The 16,139-nt window shown below is 33.6% G+C and carries 18 protein-coding genes; 1 reads left to right on the forward strand and 17 read right to left on the reverse strand.

Annotated elements, in window-relative coordinates; genetic code table 11:
• Positions 1-40: 40 nt before the first annotated feature.
• The 6 genes from typA to JV173_RS04915 form a co-directional block, all read right to left on the reverse strand.
• Complete coding sequence (typA, locus tag JV173_RS04890; protein WP_205735173.1) at positions 41-1,849, reverse strand: translational GTPase TypA; 1,809 nt, start codon at positions 1,847-1,849, stop codon at positions 41-43.
• A 68-nt stretch (positions 1,850-1,917) separates the two neighbouring features.
• The gene (locus tag JV173_RS04895; protein WP_205735174.1) at positions 1,918-2,466 is read right to left on the reverse strand and encodes an L-threonylcarbamoyladenylate synthase; all 549 of its coding nucleotides are present in this window, start codon (positions 2,464-2,466) and stop codon (positions 1,918-1,920) included.
• Complete coding sequence (prmC, locus tag JV173_RS04900; RefSeq protein ID WP_205735175.1) at positions 2,459-3,313, reverse strand: peptide chain release factor N(5)-glutamine methyltransferase; 855 nt, start codon at positions 3,311-3,313, stop codon at positions 2,459-2,461. Before prmC ends, JV173_RS04895 begins: the two co-directional genes overlap by 8 nt.
• Positions 3,310-4,374 carry a peptide chain release factor 1 gene (gene prfA, locus JV173_RS04905; protein ID WP_205735176.1) on the reverse strand — a complete coding sequence of 355 codons (1,065 nt, stop codon included), beginning with the start codon at positions 4,372-4,374 and terminating at the stop codon, positions 3,310-3,312. The genes prmC and prfA overlap by 4 nt, the downstream gene beginning before the upstream one ends.
• Before the next feature lie 11 nt (positions 4,375-4,385).
• Positions 4,386-4,952 carry a chromate transporter gene (locus JV173_RS04910; RefSeq protein WP_205735177.1) on the reverse strand — a complete coding sequence of 189 codons (567 nt, stop codon included), beginning with the start codon at positions 4,950-4,952 and terminating at the stop codon, positions 4,386-4,388.
• On the reverse strand, positions 4,942-5,514 hold the full coding sequence (locus JV173_RS04915) for a chromate transporter (protein ID WP_205735178.1): 573 nt from the start codon (positions 5,512-5,514) through the stop codon (positions 4,942-4,944). Before JV173_RS04915 ends, JV173_RS04910 begins: the two co-directional genes overlap by 11 nt.
• Before the next feature lie 90 nt (positions 5,515-5,604).
• Here JV173_RS04915 and JV173_RS04920 point away from each other — a divergent pair, with 90 nt between their 5' ends.
• On the forward strand, positions 5,605-6,039 hold the full coding sequence (locus JV173_RS04920) for a Dps family protein (RefSeq protein WP_205735179.1): 435 nt from the start codon (positions 5,605-5,607) through the stop codon (positions 6,037-6,039).
• Between the two features lie 109 nt (positions 6,040-6,148).
• Here the strand turns inward: JV173_RS04920 and tnpA are convergent, their stop codons facing one another.
• From tnpA to tuf, 11 genes are all read right to left on the reverse strand, one after another.
• The gene (tnpA, locus tag JV173_RS04925; protein WP_205735180.1) at positions 6,149-6,610 is read right to left on the reverse strand and encodes an IS200/IS605 family transposase; all 462 of its coding nucleotides are present in this window, start codon (positions 6,608-6,610) and stop codon (positions 6,149-6,151) included.
• A 188-nt stretch (positions 6,611-6,798) separates the two neighbouring features.
• Entirely contained in the window at positions 6,799-8,139 is a 1,341-nt protein-coding gene (gene dnaB / locus JV173_RS04930; protein WP_205735181.1) for a replicative DNA helicase, read from the reverse strand.
• A 2-nt stretch (positions 8,140-8,141) separates the two neighbouring features.
• Positions 8,142-10,601, reverse strand: coding sequence for a 50S ribosomal protein L9 (gene rplI / locus JV173_RS04935; protein ID WP_205735182.1), 2,460 nt, complete (start codon positions 10,599-10,601; stop codon positions 8,142-8,144).
• A 93-nt stretch (positions 10,602-10,694) separates the two neighbouring features.
• A complete protein-coding gene (rpsR, locus tag JV173_RS04940) occupies positions 10,695-10,934 on the reverse strand; it encodes a 30S ribosomal protein S18 (RefSeq protein ID WP_205735183.1) in 240 nt (79 codons plus the stop codon).
• A 14-nt stretch (positions 10,935-10,948) separates the two neighbouring features.
• Positions 10,949-11,377, reverse strand: a complete 429-nt coding sequence (gene ssb, locus JV173_RS04945; RefSeq protein WP_205735184.1) for a single-stranded DNA-binding protein — start codon at positions 11,375-11,377, stop codon at positions 10,949-10,951.
• Position 11,378: 1 nt separating this feature from the next.
• Entirely contained in the window at positions 11,379-11,666 is a 288-nt protein-coding gene (rpsF, locus tag JV173_RS04950) for a 30S ribosomal protein S6 (protein WP_205735185.1), read from the reverse strand.
• Between the two features lie 93 nt (positions 11,667-11,759).
• Positions 11,760-12,209 carry a CinA family protein gene (locus JV173_RS04955; protein WP_205735186.1) on the reverse strand — a complete coding sequence of 150 codons (450 nt, stop codon included), beginning with the start codon at positions 12,207-12,209 and terminating at the stop codon, positions 11,760-11,762.
• The gene (locus JV173_RS04960) at positions 12,206-13,297 is read right to left on the reverse strand and encodes a S1C family serine protease (RefSeq protein WP_205735187.1); all 1,092 of its coding nucleotides are present in this window, start codon (positions 13,295-13,297) and stop codon (positions 12,206-12,208) included. The genes JV173_RS04955 and JV173_RS04960 overlap by 4 nt, the downstream gene beginning before the upstream one ends.
• 3 nt (positions 13,298-13,300) lie before the next feature.
• Positions 13,301-14,053, reverse strand: a complete 753-nt coding sequence (locus JV173_RS04965) for a S1 family peptidase (protein WP_205735188.1) — start codon at positions 14,051-14,053, stop codon at positions 13,301-13,303.
• The gene (locus tag JV173_RS04970; RefSeq protein WP_276208422.1) at positions 14,050-14,811 is read right to left on the reverse strand and encodes a TatD family hydrolase; all 762 of its coding nucleotides are present in this window, start codon (positions 14,809-14,811) and stop codon (positions 14,050-14,052) included. Before JV173_RS04970 ends, JV173_RS04965 begins: the two co-directional genes overlap by 4 nt.
• Positions 14,812-14,900: 89 nt before the next feature.
• Entirely contained in the window at positions 14,901-16,085 is a 1,185-nt protein-coding gene (gene tuf / locus JV173_RS04975; RefSeq protein ID WP_205735190.1) for an elongation factor Tu, read from the reverse strand.
• Positions 16,086-16,139 lie beyond the last annotated feature (54 nt).

Consider the following 16,139-nt stretch of genomic DNA (forward strand, 5'->3'; position numbering starts at 1 on the left):
CATAATAAAACTGATAAAATTTCTAAAATAAGAGGGAGTCTTATTCTCCCTCAAATTTGTTTGCACGTTTTCTTTCAATTAAAGTTAAGTACTTTTTACGAATTCTGATAGACTTTGGTGTGATTTCAATATATTCATCATCATTAATAAAGTCCATACATGCTTCAAGTCCCATTTCAACTGGACGTTTAAGTACGGTTGTTGCATCTTTAGTTGCTGAACGCATATTCGTTAATTTCTTTTCTTCAACAACGTTAACGACTAAATCGTTATCTTTATTGTTCATACCAACAATCATACCTTCATAAACTTGAACACGTGGTTCTACGAAAAACACACCGCGATCTTCAAGTTTACCAATCGCATAAGCAGTTGTCATACCTTCTTTCATAGAAATTAGGGCACCATTTTGTCTGTTACCAACAGATTCTTTGATGTATGGTCTAAATTCTAGGAAGACGTGTGATAACACACCATATCCTTTAGTGACTGTTAAGAATTGAGTCATTAAACCGATAATACCACGTGATGGCATATGATAAATTAATCTTGATTCATTCATGCCTTGTTCCATTTTAATGATGTTGCCAAAGCGTGAACCAATTAATTCCATCACTGAACCAACATAATCATTTGGTGCATCGACTTGAACTTCTTCATATGGTTCATATAATTGTCCATCAATTTCCTTTAAGATAACTTTTGGACGAGATACTTGGAATTCATAACCTTCTCTACGCATAGATTCAATTAAGATCCCTAAGTGTAATTCACCGCGACCAGATACCATCCAAGACTCTGAACCTGCTGAATCTTGTACTTTAAGTGAGACATCTTTTTGAACTTCTTTATAAAGTCTATCTGAGATTTTAGATGCTGTAACAAATTTACCTTCTTTACCAGCAAATGGTGAGTTGTTTGTTAAGAATGTCATTTGAACTGTTGGTTCATCAATATGTAAACGAGGTAGGGCAACAGTATCACCAACTTCACAAATTGTGTCACCAACATGAATGTCAGCTAAACCTGCGATTGCAACGATGTCACCTTTTTCAGCTTTATCAACTTCAATCTTATTTAATCCAACATAACGGAATAATTTTTGAACTCTAAAACTTTCAATTCTACCATCTTCTCTGATACATGAAACCATTTGGTTTACTGATAATGTACCACGGAAGACTTTACCAATACCCATTCTACCAACGTATTCATTATAATCAATTAAAGCTGGTTGGAATTGTAGAGTACCTTCTGATACTCTTGGGCTTGGTACATGTTTAATGATTGTATCTAAGATTGGTTTCATATCTTTAGCTTCCTTGATTTTATCATCATATGATGCTAAACCCATTAAACCAGATGCATATAAAACAGGGAATTCTAATTGTTCTTCATCTGCACCTAAGTCGATAAATAAATCATAAACTTGGTTTAAGACTCTTGCAGGGTCTGCAAATTGTCTGTCTAATTTGTTTAATACAACAATTGGTTTTAATTTCGCTTCTAAGGCTTTTCTTAAAACAAACTTTGTTTGTGGCATAACACCATCTTTAGCATCAACAAGTAACATAACACCATCAACAAGTGACATGATACGTTCAACTTCACCACCAAAGTCAGCATGACCTGGAGTGTCCATAATATTAATACGATAGTTATCGTATGTTAATGAAGTTGCTTTTGCTAAGATTGTAATACCACGTTCTCTTTCAATATCATTACTGTCCATTGAACTTGACATTTTTTGAAAATCATTCAAAATCAAAGTTTGTTGGAGTAACTTATCAACTAATGTAGTTTTACCATGATCGACGTGTGCGATGATGGCGACGTTTCTAATTTCCATAAATAATACTTCCTTTTTTTAGCCTCTCTAATTTTATCATAAATGCCCCATTAACTAACAAAAAAGCACTACTTTTGTAGCACTTTTTTAATATCTTCTAATGTTATATCACCTAATCTTAGGATTTTAGGTTCATCTTGTGTTAAATCAACCACAGTTGAAGAAACTTCACTTAACTTTTGATCATTTGGATAGATATAATCTACTTTATCTGCATATCTTTCCTTGATGATTGCGTAATCATTCAGTGGTGCTTCACCTGAATTATTGACTGAGGTTGTCTTCATTGGACCATGCATTGCAATAATTTTTAATGCAAGTGGATGATTAGGCATTCTAACACCAATTGTAACTTCACCAGATTCTTTTGCATAATCTGGTTTAGATTTTAAAATTAATGTGAGTGCACCTGGCCAAAATGCTTTAGCAAGTTTAACTGCATCATCTGTAACATAACCAAATTCAGTCATTTGATCTAAGTTACTGCATAAGACTGCTAAAGGTTTATTGAAATCACGACCTTTGATTTCATAAATCTTTCTGATACCTTCTTTATCTAAAATTGGGGTCCCAATACCGTATACAGTATCTGTTGGGAAAATAATGACTTTATTCATTTTTTAATACACCGCCTATACCTACAAAGGTCATGCGATCTTTGCCTTGTAAATCTTTCTTTTGGTAAATCACTGCATCAGGGAAATAGTTTAATGCAATTGCTCTGATAGCATCTTTATGTTGATAGCCATGTTCAAAGGCAATCAACGCTTTTTTCTTTAAATGATTTTTAGCATTTCTTAAGATGATTTCATAAGGTTCTAAACCATCAATACCACCATAAAGTGCTAAACTTGGTTCTTTCTTAACAATTGCTTCAACAGCCTCACCATTTGGAATATATGGTGGATTTGCAACAATAATATCATATGTTTTCTTAACGTTTTTAAACCAGTCAGATTGGAAAAAGTTAACTGTTCCACCAAGTGTTTGATTATTTTCTTTAGCAACCTTTAGAGCCGCTTCTGATAAATCAACTGCATCGATTTTCATCTTGTCTTCTTCAACAGATAAGGTTACAGATATACAACCAGAACCTGTTCCAAGATCAATAACTTCTACCTCATTGCCATTAAAATATTCATCATAAATCATTAAAACTTCTTCAACAAGTTCTTCCGTTTCACGACGTGGAATTAACACATCTTCATTTACTTTGAACCTGTATCCATAGAAGTATGAGAAACCAAGAATATGTTGAATAGGAACATCTTCAAAAACATATTTTTTAACTGCTTGATCAATTAGTTTTAAAACCGGTTCTGAAACTTGCTCATTTTGATTTAAATAAAATTGAGTAGGTGTTAAAAGAGATAACTCCATAATGAGCAGTTTAACTGCTTCACCTTCTTTATTGTTATCAATTGCTAATTTTTCATATGTTTTTAAAGTTTCTCTTAAGGTCAATTCTTGTCACCTTCAAGTGCTTTCTTTTGATACTCATTAATAAGTGGTTCAATAATTAAATCAATACGACCCTCCATAATCACATCCAGTCTATTTAAAGTTAACCCGATTCTATGGTCTGTTACTCTATTTTGTGGATAGTTATATGTTCTAATTTTCTCAGAACGATCACCACGTCCTGCAAGTGCTTTACGGTTTGAACCTTCTTTTTCCATTTGTTCTTGCATGAGTTGGTCATAAATTCTTGAAACTAATAATTTATACGCTCTATCTTTATTTTCATGTTGGCTACGTTCTTCTTGTGATTGAACAACAACACCTGTTGGAATGTGTGTTAAACGGACAGCTGAATATGTTGTATTAACAGATTGTCCACCCGCACCTGATGATTGGAAAGTATCAAATCTAATATCTTCCCATTTAACATCATATTCAATTTCATCTTGTTCAGGTAATGCAAGTACCACCGCAGTTGATGTATGAATTCTACCTTGAGTTTCTGTTTCAGGTACACGTTGCACACGGTGTACACCTGATTCATATTTTAAGAATGAATAAACTCTATCACCTGAAACCATGAATTCAATTGAGGTAAATCCACCCATTGCACCATGTGATACGTTAATTAGTGAAATCTTCCATCCCATAGCTTCTGCATATTTAGAATACATTCTAAATAAGTCTCCAGCAAAGATGTTACCTTCATCTCCACCTGCAGCACCTTTAATTTCCATAATAACGTTCTTATCATCATTAGGATCTTTAGGTAATAATAAAATCTTTAATTTTTCTTCTAAAGTTTCAATTTTTGCTTGTAAGGCTTTATATTCTTCTTTAGCAACCTCAAGCATTGTAGGATCTTCTTCGATTTCAAATAATTCATCGAGATCCTTTAATTCAGCTTCAGCTTTTAAGTAAATGTCATATGTCTCAACAGTTTCTTCTAAGCTTCTTGATTCTTTCATGAGTTTAGTTATTTCCTTGACATCTGTGATTCCAGACTCAAGACGCTCTTGAATTTTCATATAAGTTTCTTTAATTAATTTTAAACGATCAAACATAATACATCTCCTTAGAATATGGCATATCCAATTAAACCTAAGATTGCTGAAATAAGAATCAATAATATTGGACTTATTTTCTTACTTGTAAATGCAAGCACTAAAATCACACCAAAAATACCTAGTCCCACATAATCAACATCAAATCCTGGATCCCATGGATAAGCTTTGAATATTGCGTTAACTGCAACAGAAATTGCAGCAGATAAGATTAAACCAATAGTCAGTGGATTGATCCATGCAAGCATCCCTCTGACTGGTTTTGTTTTTAAAATTTTTGCACTAAAATATGCAATAAGTAAAATGATAATAAAACTTGGTAAGACAACACCTAATGTGGCAAGTATTGCACCAAAGATACCATAGGAATTAAATCCAACAAATGTTGCAATATTAATTGCAAACGGTCCAGGTGTAGATTCTGCAATACCAATGAATTGATCAACTTGAGTAATCGTTAAATACCCATTTGAAACAATTTCACCTCTAATTAACGGAATCATCGCGTATCCACCACCAAAGGTAAATAATCCTATTTGGAAGAATATAAAGAAGAGTTTAAGTATTTCAATTAGCATCTTCTAATTCCTCCTTTTTTTCTTTGACAAAAAAGGAAAGTATAAATCCAGTTAAACCAACAATAAAGATTAAATAAATAATACTAAATTGTGGAAACACTAAACTCACAATAATACCAACAAGCATTAATGCAATATTGAAGATATTGTGTCCAATTTGTTTGGATAACTTGAACCATGCTTTAAAGATTAAAACAGAAACACCTGCATTAATCCCTCTTAATGCATTTTGAATGTAGAGATTTGATTCAAAATTCACTAAAAATACTGAAACTAAAAGAATCACAAAGAAACTTGGTAACACAACACCAAGTGTTGCAACGATTGATCCTAAGAATTTATGTAACTTGTAACCAATAAAGGTTGCCGCATTTACACTAAATGGTCCAGGTGTTGATTGTGATATACCGACTAAATCCAGCATATCTTCTTTAGTTAACCAATTTTTGTCTTCAACAATCTCTTTTTGCATAACAGATAACATGACATATCCACCACCAAAAGTGAATAGTCCCATCTTAAAGAAAGTGATGAAAAGACGCCACAATGTTGATTTTTTCATCTGCCTAATCCTTTCAATTTCGCCATACTATTTTACCATAAAATAGGATAGTATGATAAGATAGAGGTACAGAAAGAGGGTGGAAATCTAATGAAAAAAATATTAGATTCTAAATTAAACACAACCGTTGCTAACTTTGCAGTATTTTTCACAAAGTTACATCACTTTCATTGGTTTGTGAAAGGTCCTAAGTTCTTCGAACTTCACAAACAGTTTGAAGCGTTATATGAAGAGGTTAATGAACTTTATGATACCTTTGCAGAACGCTTGATTACAATTGGTGGTAAACCTGCATCAAGTTTAAAACAATATCTAGCCCTTACAACCTTAAAAGAATCAGAAACACTTGAACCTGCTTCGATGGTTTCTGAGGTCATCCTTGATTTGAAACAACTTGTTAAAGAAATGAAAGAAACAATCGAATTAACAAGTGAACTCAAAGATGATGCAACTGAGGATTTACTCATTTCAACAATTCAATCATTTGAAAAGAAAATTTGGATGTTTGAAGCATACCAAGCATAATAAAAATCCGCGTCTTCAAGGCGCGGTTTTTCTCACACGCCTACAAGGCTTTATTACTGGCGACCCCCATTTGAGGGTCTTTTTATTTGCCCAATTGCCTTTGACACTCTTACTTACCCGTAAACGGGTCTTTATACTCCTTGATGCTCTTCTTATCCGCTAGTTGATCATCTAACTCTTGGTTCCTGATATAATTTGCTACTGTTTGCTTGTTTAGACCTACGGTCGAAACGTAGTATCCTTCTGACCAGAAGTGTCGAGATCCATAGTTGTATTTCAAATTAACATGCTCGTCAAAAATCATCAAACTACTTTTCCCTTTCAAATACCCCATGAATGAACTTAATGCTAGTTTTGGTGGTATCTTGACGAGCATGTGGATATGATCTGACATTGCATGTGCCTCGACTATTTCCACGCCTTTGTATTCACACAGGCGTCGAATGTACTTGCCAATATCACTTCTCAACTTTGCATAGATCGCTTTTCGTCGATACTTTGGTGTGAAGACTATGTGGTATTGGCAGTTCCACCTTGTATGTGATAAACTACTTGTATCATCGTTCTTCATTGTTCTGATGATAGAATCCTCCTTGGTTTAATTTGGTGTAAGGCAATTGGTCATTACCATTATACCAACCAAGAGGATTCTTTTTGTTTATCCCTACTGCTCCTTTGATTCCACCCGCATAGCAGGTGGTTTTATGTTAGTCTACGACCAACATAATAAAAAGTGGAGAGAAATCTCCACTTTGTTTTTTAATTTGCTGTTTCTTCTAAATTTGAACGCTCTGCAAATCTTGAGTATTGTGTTTGGAAAATAAAGTTAATTGAACCAATTCGACCTTGACGGTTTTTAGCGATGATGATTTCAGCATCACCGGATGGTTCTTTATCTCTATTATAGTATTCATCTCTATGAATAAACATAACAATATCGGCATCTTGTTCAATCGAACCAGATTCACGTAAATGGGCAAGTAATGGTTTTTTATCTTGTGTCTTTTCAACATCACGTGATAATTGTGATAATGCAACAACTGGTACTTTTAATTCTTTAGCCATTTGTTTTAAGGCACGAGAAATCTTAGAAACCTCATCTTGACGACTTGCATTACCACGCATATCTGCATGAATTAATTGCAGGTAGTCAATAACAATTAAATCGAGTTTACCTTCTTGTGCAAGTTTACGACACTTTGCACGAATTTCATTAATGTTACTTGATGTTGAGTCATCAAAGTAGACATTATGTGTTGTCATACGATCGGTAAACATTTCAAATTGTTTCCATTCTTGAGCAGTTAAATGACCTGTTCTTAATTTTGAGTTTTCAATATTACTTAAACTTGAAATCATACGGCTAACTAATTGTTCGTTACTCATTTCAAGTGAGAAAATTGCAACGCCAGCTTTACCGTCTTTATTATACATAGCAGCATTTAATGCTAAGTTCATAGCAAATGCTGATTTACCCATCGAAGGACGGGCAGCAATAATAATTAATGCTTCAGGTTCAAGTCCATTGATATAAGTATCTAATGTTGTAAATCCGGTTGATAAACCCGTAACACCTTTATTTGATGCAAGGAAATGCATCTTATCACGCACTTCTGTCATAATCTCAGGGATTGGTTTAAATCCACCAACTTTTCTTCTTTGAGATAATGCTAGGACAGACTGTTCAACTTTATCTAGATACTGTAATGAATCAATATCAGATGTTAAACCATCTGCTGCTAAACTTTGTGTTACAGAGATGACATCACGTTTAAGTGAATAATCTCTAACAATATCCATATAAGTATCTAAATGTTCAATCGATACAGTATAGTTTGATAATTCAATTAAATAACTGAGACCACCAACGGTTTCAAGTTGACCTTTGTGTGAAAGATGACTGGATAAAGACGTGTAATCAATATCTTTTCTTTGATTAAAGAGGTCTTTCATCGCAATATAAATCAACTTATGATTTGGATCATAGAAATCTTCTTCTCTAATCCCATCAAATACAGCTGGTGCACAATTACCATCTAAAAAGATTGCCCCTAGGACAGACTTTTCAGCATCTACTGAATGTGGTAATTTGGTTGACATACTTAATCCCTCTTTTCGATAATGTTTACTTCGAAACTTGCTTTAACCCCTTTATCTAAATGCACAGTTACAGGATAAATACCTGCGGATGTAATATCTGTTGCTAAGTCAATTTTCTTTTTATCAATAACAACACCGTGTTTGCGTTCAAATTCTTCAACAATTTGTTTTGAAGTAATTGAACCAAAACGTTTACCATCTGCACCAACAGCAAGTGATAATGTCACACTCTTACCTTCGATTTCAGATGCAATCTTCTTCATCAGATTTAAGTATTTAATTTCTTGTTGGCGTTCAATTTCTTTTTGTTCGCTTAATTTCTTAAGGTTTTCATCTGTAGCAGGCATTGCTTGTTTTGCTGTAATTAAGTAATTTGCATAACCACCAGCAACTTCAATGATTTGATCTTTCTTACCTTTTCCTTTAACATCCTCTAATAAAATAACTTTCATAGGTTCAGTTGTTCCTCCATGTTCTAATTCTATAATGTTCTTAAGTTGTAGATATGCATCATTTACTTTAACGTCTTTCATTTGGGTTGCAGCACTATTTAAGTGACCACCACCACCCATTTGTTCCATGATAACTTGGACGTTTACAGCACCGAAACTTCTTGCAGAAATACCAACTGTATTCATATCTATTTTTACGATAGCAAATGCTGCATCAATATTTTTGATATCAAGTAAAGCTTGCGAAACTTGTGCAATAAATGCACGGTCATGATAAATCTTCTCAGATTTAACAATTGCGAAACGGTCTAAGAAAATCTCAACTGATGCAAATAAATTGTTGAGTTCAACTGTCTTATTTAAATCATTTCTTAACCATGTTTTAACAAGAATTGAGTCTGCACCAAAGTCTTTTAATCTTGCTGCGACATCAAACGTTCTTGCGGTTGTACGATATGTAAAGGTATTGGTATCAACAACTAAGCCACCATACATAATGGATGCTTCGAGTGGATCAATTGAAATCTCACGATTAAAGAAGTTTATAAGTTCAATAATCAGTTCAATTGTTGATGATGCACTTGAGTCAACAAATGAGTATTCACCTTCGATTGATTCTTCGTTACCTCTATGGTGATCAATGACACCTAATTTCATACCTTTTTGTAACAATTCAGGTGAATGTACGATACCTGGATTTTGTGTATCAACAATTAACATGAATGTATCTTCGTTTGCTTTTTCAAGCGCTTTTTCGGTAGAAATTAAATATTTTAAAATTGGATGATTGTTTTGTTTTAAAATCGATAGTACATAAGATGTTGATGGGTCTAATTTTTCTTCATCTACCACTAAATACGGTGTAATATCTGGAGCTGTTAATGCCATTTTTAAGGTTGCAATCATTGAACCAAATGAATCTAAATCTGTTTGATTATGACCTTGAATAAATAATGTTTCTGTTTTATCTAAGATATCACGCAGTTCTAGTGCACTTTGACGCACATTCACTCTAGATGCTTTTGCAGTTGTTTCTTGTTTTGCACCAAAATATGCAATCTTTTGATTTTGAATATTCACAACAGCTTGGTCACCACCGCGTTTTTCAGCAAGTTCAATCGCGTTTTGTGCATAGTCTGATAATTCATCATATTCTAAATCCCAGCTTGCAATACCGATTGAGACAGTAACTCTAATTTGATATTTTGATGAAATTGAACGAATACGTTCAAGAATATCAAACTTATTGGCCATCATTTCTTCTAACTTTTTACGCTTTGTTAACATGATTAAACGGTTATCACCATAAGGTTTTAGATAACCATTGTATTCTTCTACCCAATCTGCAATAGTTGATAAATATTCACCCTTAATGCTAGACTGTTCAGAAATATCAAAGTTCGAAATATTTTCTTCGAAGTTGTCTAAGTTGATAATACCAATTGCAGGTAAATTTTTAATGAATTCTAACTTAACGTTTTCACGTTCAGTAACATTAAATAGATAAATAACTTGAAGGTCTTTTTTATAATTTACTTCATATTTATCATTGTTAACAGCAATTGTAATACGATCTTGACTGCCAGATTTAATATAATCTTCAAGTGCAGTATTGATTTCACCTAAATTTTTATCAATTAATTTAGTGCCAAAAATTTCTTTAGCAAAATTATTAACCCATTTAACTTCTGTTAATTCTTCATCTAAAACAATGATACCAATTGGTAGTCCTTGGAATGCATCATCACCAATTTGGTTGACACGTGGTGAAAGTTTACTCCAACGTGCTAAACGGTTTTGAAGATTTGTAATTTGATTTTTATATTTAATACGACTTAAGATTAAAGATGCAACATTAAAAATGATCGCTGAAACAAATGCAAGTCCGAATGCAATCATCATTAATTCATCAACTGAACCTTGTAAATCTTGATAAATAAGGATAGCTAAAAATGCAAATGAACCGATAAATATTAAGATTGATATGAAAACAACTAGAAATCTTTTCAATTCGACTACCTCACTTATAAAAATTATATCATATATCAAGTATATGATAAAAAAAATTTATCCCCAAAAATTGGGGATAAATGTATATTTTAATTATTCTTTTACGAATGGGATTAATGCCATATGACGTGCTCTCTTGATAGCTACTGCTAATGGACGTTGCCATTTAGCTGAAGTACCTGTTACACGTCTTGGTAAGATTTTACCGCGTTCTGTAATAAATTTCTTTAATAATTCAGTATCTTTAAAGTCAATATGAGTGAATTTATTTGCTGTAAAATAACATACCTTTTTGCGCTTTTTAAAGCCACCACGTTTTGGTCTGTCTTGCATTTTTTTAGTCCTTTCTAGAATGGTAGATCATCGTCTGCAACGAGTTGTTTAGATGTTTCATAGAATTCATCTTGTTCTTTTTCGTTGCTCTTAGCTTCGTATTCACCATTAGAATTAGAATCACCTTTAGATTCTAAGAGTTGTACATTATCACATACAACTTCTGTTACATAAACGGTTCTACCGTTTGCGTCTTCATAAGTTCTGGTTTGAATACGACCTTCGATGCCTAATAAGGCACCTTTCTTCACGAATTTCTTCATGAATTCAGCTGTATTTCTCCAGGCAACACATGAAATGAAATCTGCTTGTCGCTCACCATTTGCAGATGTAAAATTACGATTTACAGCCAAGGTAAATTGAGTGACACTGCCACCACCTGCGACTGCTCTTAAATCTACTTCTTTGGTAATTCTTCCGACAAGAACGACTTTATTAATCATGTTATTCCCCTTCTTTTACTTCGATGTGGCGAATCACTGTTTCAGTAATTTCAATCACACGTTTGTATTCAGCGATACCTGCAGGTGTAGTTTCCACTAACATCCATACATAGTAGCCTTTTCTATGATGATTGATTTCGTACGCTAAATCTTTTAAGCCGATTTCTTTAAGTTCTAAGATGTTACCACCGTTTGATGTAACAACATTACTTAAATCAGCAACCAGACGTTTTAATGCTTCTGGATCTAACGTTGGATTCGCGATGTACATAAGTTCGTACTTTCTCATTCTTTAACCTCCTTTTGGTCTCTGGTCATTTCTGACAAGGATCTGCATTTTTACATGCCTTTAAATTATAACATGAAATGTTATTTAAAACAACTAAATTTTCAATGTTTTTTTGATGAATTCTACAATGTATGAGACTGTGGTATCAATATTTTCTTCACGAGATTTTTGATCTTCAAATACTAATTTTTGAATATAAACCTCACCTTGATAATACATTCCAAAGTAACAAAGATTAGGATTTTTTCTTTCTGCATAACCTGTTGTTGCGATACAAAGTGTTCTATTTGTTAAAAGATGTAAGTTTCTTACCATCGCTTCACAAACTTCACTTGAAACAACATCATACATTTCAATAAGTTTAGGATCAATGTTTAAATATTTTTGTTTTGCCTCATTTGAATACACAACAAAACTTTCTTTTAAAGATAGACTTGCATTAGAGTTTTTAATAAAACTTGCTGCAAGTGCACCACCTGTCATTGATTCTGCAAAACTAATAGTTTCTTTTCGTTTTAATAAATACTCAAGAATTGCTCTCATGGAATTTCGACCGTAACAACGACGTTTTTGTATTGACCTAAATTCTGATCAAATCTTCTCACTGTGAAATGATAAGTCATACCACTTTTCACCTCGCCAATTAAACCAATTAACTCTTCATTCTTAGTTACTGGTTGATTTTCAAAATGTGTAATCAAATCATAAATTTCAAATTGACCATAAGAAGGTCTGGTTGAATTGATATCAATAATAACGATACCTTCATAGTCAGTGTCAATTTTATCAGCTGCAATAAAATCTTGTGCACGTTCACCGAACCATTCAACATAATTTGTTGATAAAAAGTCAGTTGATGCAACTAAATGTACACCAAGTTTTGGTGTCACTGCATTTAATCTTGTTTCAATCATTTTAGCAACTTGATTTACATGAATAGCTTCAGCCATTAAATATACTGTTTCACCATAATACTTTTCAATTCTTTGTGTATTAATACCAATAAATGTACCATCATATGAAAAGAGTGGTCCACCCGAATTACCTGGATTAATATTTGCAGTATGTCCAATAAACATTGAATCAATACCTGAAACGATACCTAAGTTTGTTACAAGGTTAAAATTTGCTTCATTAATTGGTGTCCCAATGCCAAAGACTGTCATACCCTTTGTAACTTGTATGCGCATATTTTCTTCTTGAAGTGGAATTATATCAATCATTGGGTAGTCAAATTCACTCATAAATCTGACAATTGCGATATCTTCATGATCAGGAATCGATGTGCCTGTTGGATATGCATAAATGTCACCAAGTTCAATACGATCAAATGCCGTTTGAACCTTCACGTGTGTCACACCATCAACAACGTGATTATTCGTTACAACATAATAAAGATAGCCACCAGGAACTTCTTCACGATGGAAAATACTGCCACTACCAAGTCCTAAATCAAATTCCATGTAATGACCTAGTAAAGCCACTGTAGAGGCTTTGAGGTTATTCGTCAATGTCTGAAATTGAAGTACTGTTGGATGTTCTCTTTCAGGATGTTCAATCGGTTTTGGAATACAACCTACAAGTAGAAAGATAAAGCATCCTAAGTAAAATAAACTTAAGATTTTTTTCATAGATTATAAGTACCCTTCAACAAGTTCAATGACTCTATTTACAAATAGTGCATGGTTGATTAAAACCTCAGGACGTTGTTGGCTACCTGCAGTTGTTGAATATTTCGTATTAATACCAATCAACTGACCTGTTGATTTTAAGAATAGTGGTGAACCAATTTGACCATAATTAAGATTTGTTCCATGGATTAAAATATTGCCTTGATTACCCATGATTAATGCTTTATTTGTGACATAATTGAAATAACCTAAAGTAATTGGTGTACCAATTGAGAAGATTTCTCTTGTTTTGAGTAATTCAATTGAATCATCAAATTCATTTAATTCAATAACACCTAATTCTCTATTTGTTTCAAAAGTAACCACTGCAATATCACTATTTGCATCGTATTCTGCCTGATAATTTAAAATAACACCTGGATAACTTTGAATGCTCGATACATAAACATTAAGAGATAATGCATCTTCTACAACCCATTGACTTGTAAGTACTGTATAAACATTTGTTAATAGTGCCGCTTCAACTTTGACAATAACACCACTACCACGACGTGATTGGTTGTTATCTTGTGTATTTTCAATCGCAACGACGGCGGTTTCTAATTCTTGAACCATTGCGATAAATTCAGCTTCTTCTTCTGTTACTGCTGGGGCATATACATCTGGTCTTAAATTTGAAAGATATTCATCTAAATCACAACCTGCAAGTGTGAATACAAGCATTGAAATTAAAATGAGTGAAAGTATTTTTTTCATAAGTTCTCCAATCCAAAAAGGTTTGTCGCATTTAAAGTGGTGATTTTACATACCTCTTCAAATGAAACACCTTTTAATTCAGCGATTTTTTCTGCAATAAGTTTATTATAGGCTGGTTCATTTCTTTTACCACGATAAGGATGTGGTGTTAAAAATGGACCGTCCGTTTCAATTAACATATGAGAAAGATCAATATGAGTTACAATTTCTTGAAGTTCAAGTGCTTTTTTGAATGTAACAACACCACCAATACCAATATAAAATCCAGCATCTATACATTTTTTTGCATCTTCTAAATTAGAAGAAAATGAATGGAATACACCACGAAGGCGTCCAATATACGGTTTCACACATTCGAAAGCTTCATTAAATGAATTTCTAGTATGAATAATAATTGGTTTATCCAATTTAATCGCAAGTTCAATTTGTTTAATAAATTCTTGTTGTTGAAGTTCTAAATTATCCTTATTCCAATAAAGATCGATACCTGTTTCTCCAATTGCTACAACCTTTTTATGGTTCACATAAGGCATCACATCATCTAAGGTGAGTTTACCAACATCAACCGGATGAATACCTACGGATGCATATAAATTCGGATATTTTTTAGATAGTTCTACTGCTTTTTTATTGTGATATTTATCCATACCAACAACAATCATTTTCTCAACACCAGCTAATTTTGCATTTTCTAGTAGTTGGTCTAAGTCATCATTATAATCTTTCATATTGAGATGGATATGTGTGTCTATGATCATAACTTTAAAATAATCCTTTATTTTTTATTTAATTATACCACTAAAGTAAAAAAAGAGACTTCCAAGGAAGTCTCTAATTTTTAAGTTAATTATTCAATAACTTTAACTACTGAACCAGATGCAACAGTTCTTCCACCTTCACGGATTGAGAACTTTGTACCTTCTTCGATAGCGATTGGGTGAATTAATTCAACTGTAACTTCAGCGTTGTCACCAGGCATAATCATTTCAGTACCTTCGTTTAAGGTAATGATACCAGTGATGTCAGTTGTACGGAAGTAGAATTGAGGACGGTAGTTTGAGAAGAATGCAGTGTGACGACCACCTTCTTCTTTTGATAATACGTAGATTTGAGCTGTAAATTTGCTGTGTGGTTTAACTGAACCTGGCTTAGCTAATACTTGGCCACGTTCAACTTCTGAACGGTCAACACCACGTAATAAAGTACCGATGTTGTCACCTGCTTCAGCTTGATCCATTAATTTACGGAACATTTCAACGCCAGTAACTGTAGTGTTCTTAGTATCACGGATACCAACGATTTCTACTTGGTCACCAACTTTAACGATACCACGGTCAACACGACCTGTAGCAACTGTACCACGACCTGTAATTGTGAATACGTCTTCTACTGGCATCATGAATGGTTTGTCAGTAGCACGAACTGGAGTGTCGATGTAAGCATCAACAGCAGCCATTAATTCTTCTACTTTAGCAACCCATTGAGGTTCACCATTTAAAGCACCTAAAGCTGAACCACGGATAACTGGAATGTCATCTCCTGGGAAATCGTATTCTGAAAGTAATTCACGTACTTCCATTTCAACTAAGTCTAATAATTCAGCATCTTCAACTAAGTCTGATTTGTTTAAGAAAACAACTAACTTAGGCACACCAACTTGGCGTGATAATAAGATGTGTTCGCGAGTTTGTGGCATTGGACCATCCGCTGCTGATACAACTAAGATAGCACCGTCCATTTGAGCGGCACCAGTAATCATATTTTTAACATAGTCAGCGTGTCCTGGGCAGTCTACGTGAGCGTAGTGTCTAGTTGCTGTTTCATATTCAACGTGAGCAGCATTAATTGTAATACCGCGTTCTCTTTCTTCTGGAGCAGCATCAATTTGTGTGTAGTCTCTCTTTTCAGCAAGACCTTTGCCAGCTAATACAGTAGTAATAGCAGCAGTTAAAGTAGTTTTACCATGGTCTACGTGGCCGATTGTACCAACGTTAACATGGGGTTTTGTTCTGTTAAACTTTTGTTTTGCCATGACTGCAAAATCCTCCTATAATTTTCGTTTTAAAATCATATTTTAATCATGATT

It is taken from the genome of Acholeplasma equirhinis (genome assembly GCF_017052655.1).
GTDB classification, from domain to species: domain Bacteria; phylum Bacillota_I; class Bacilli_A; order Acholeplasmatales; family Acholeplasmataceae; genus Acholeplasma; species Acholeplasma equirhinis.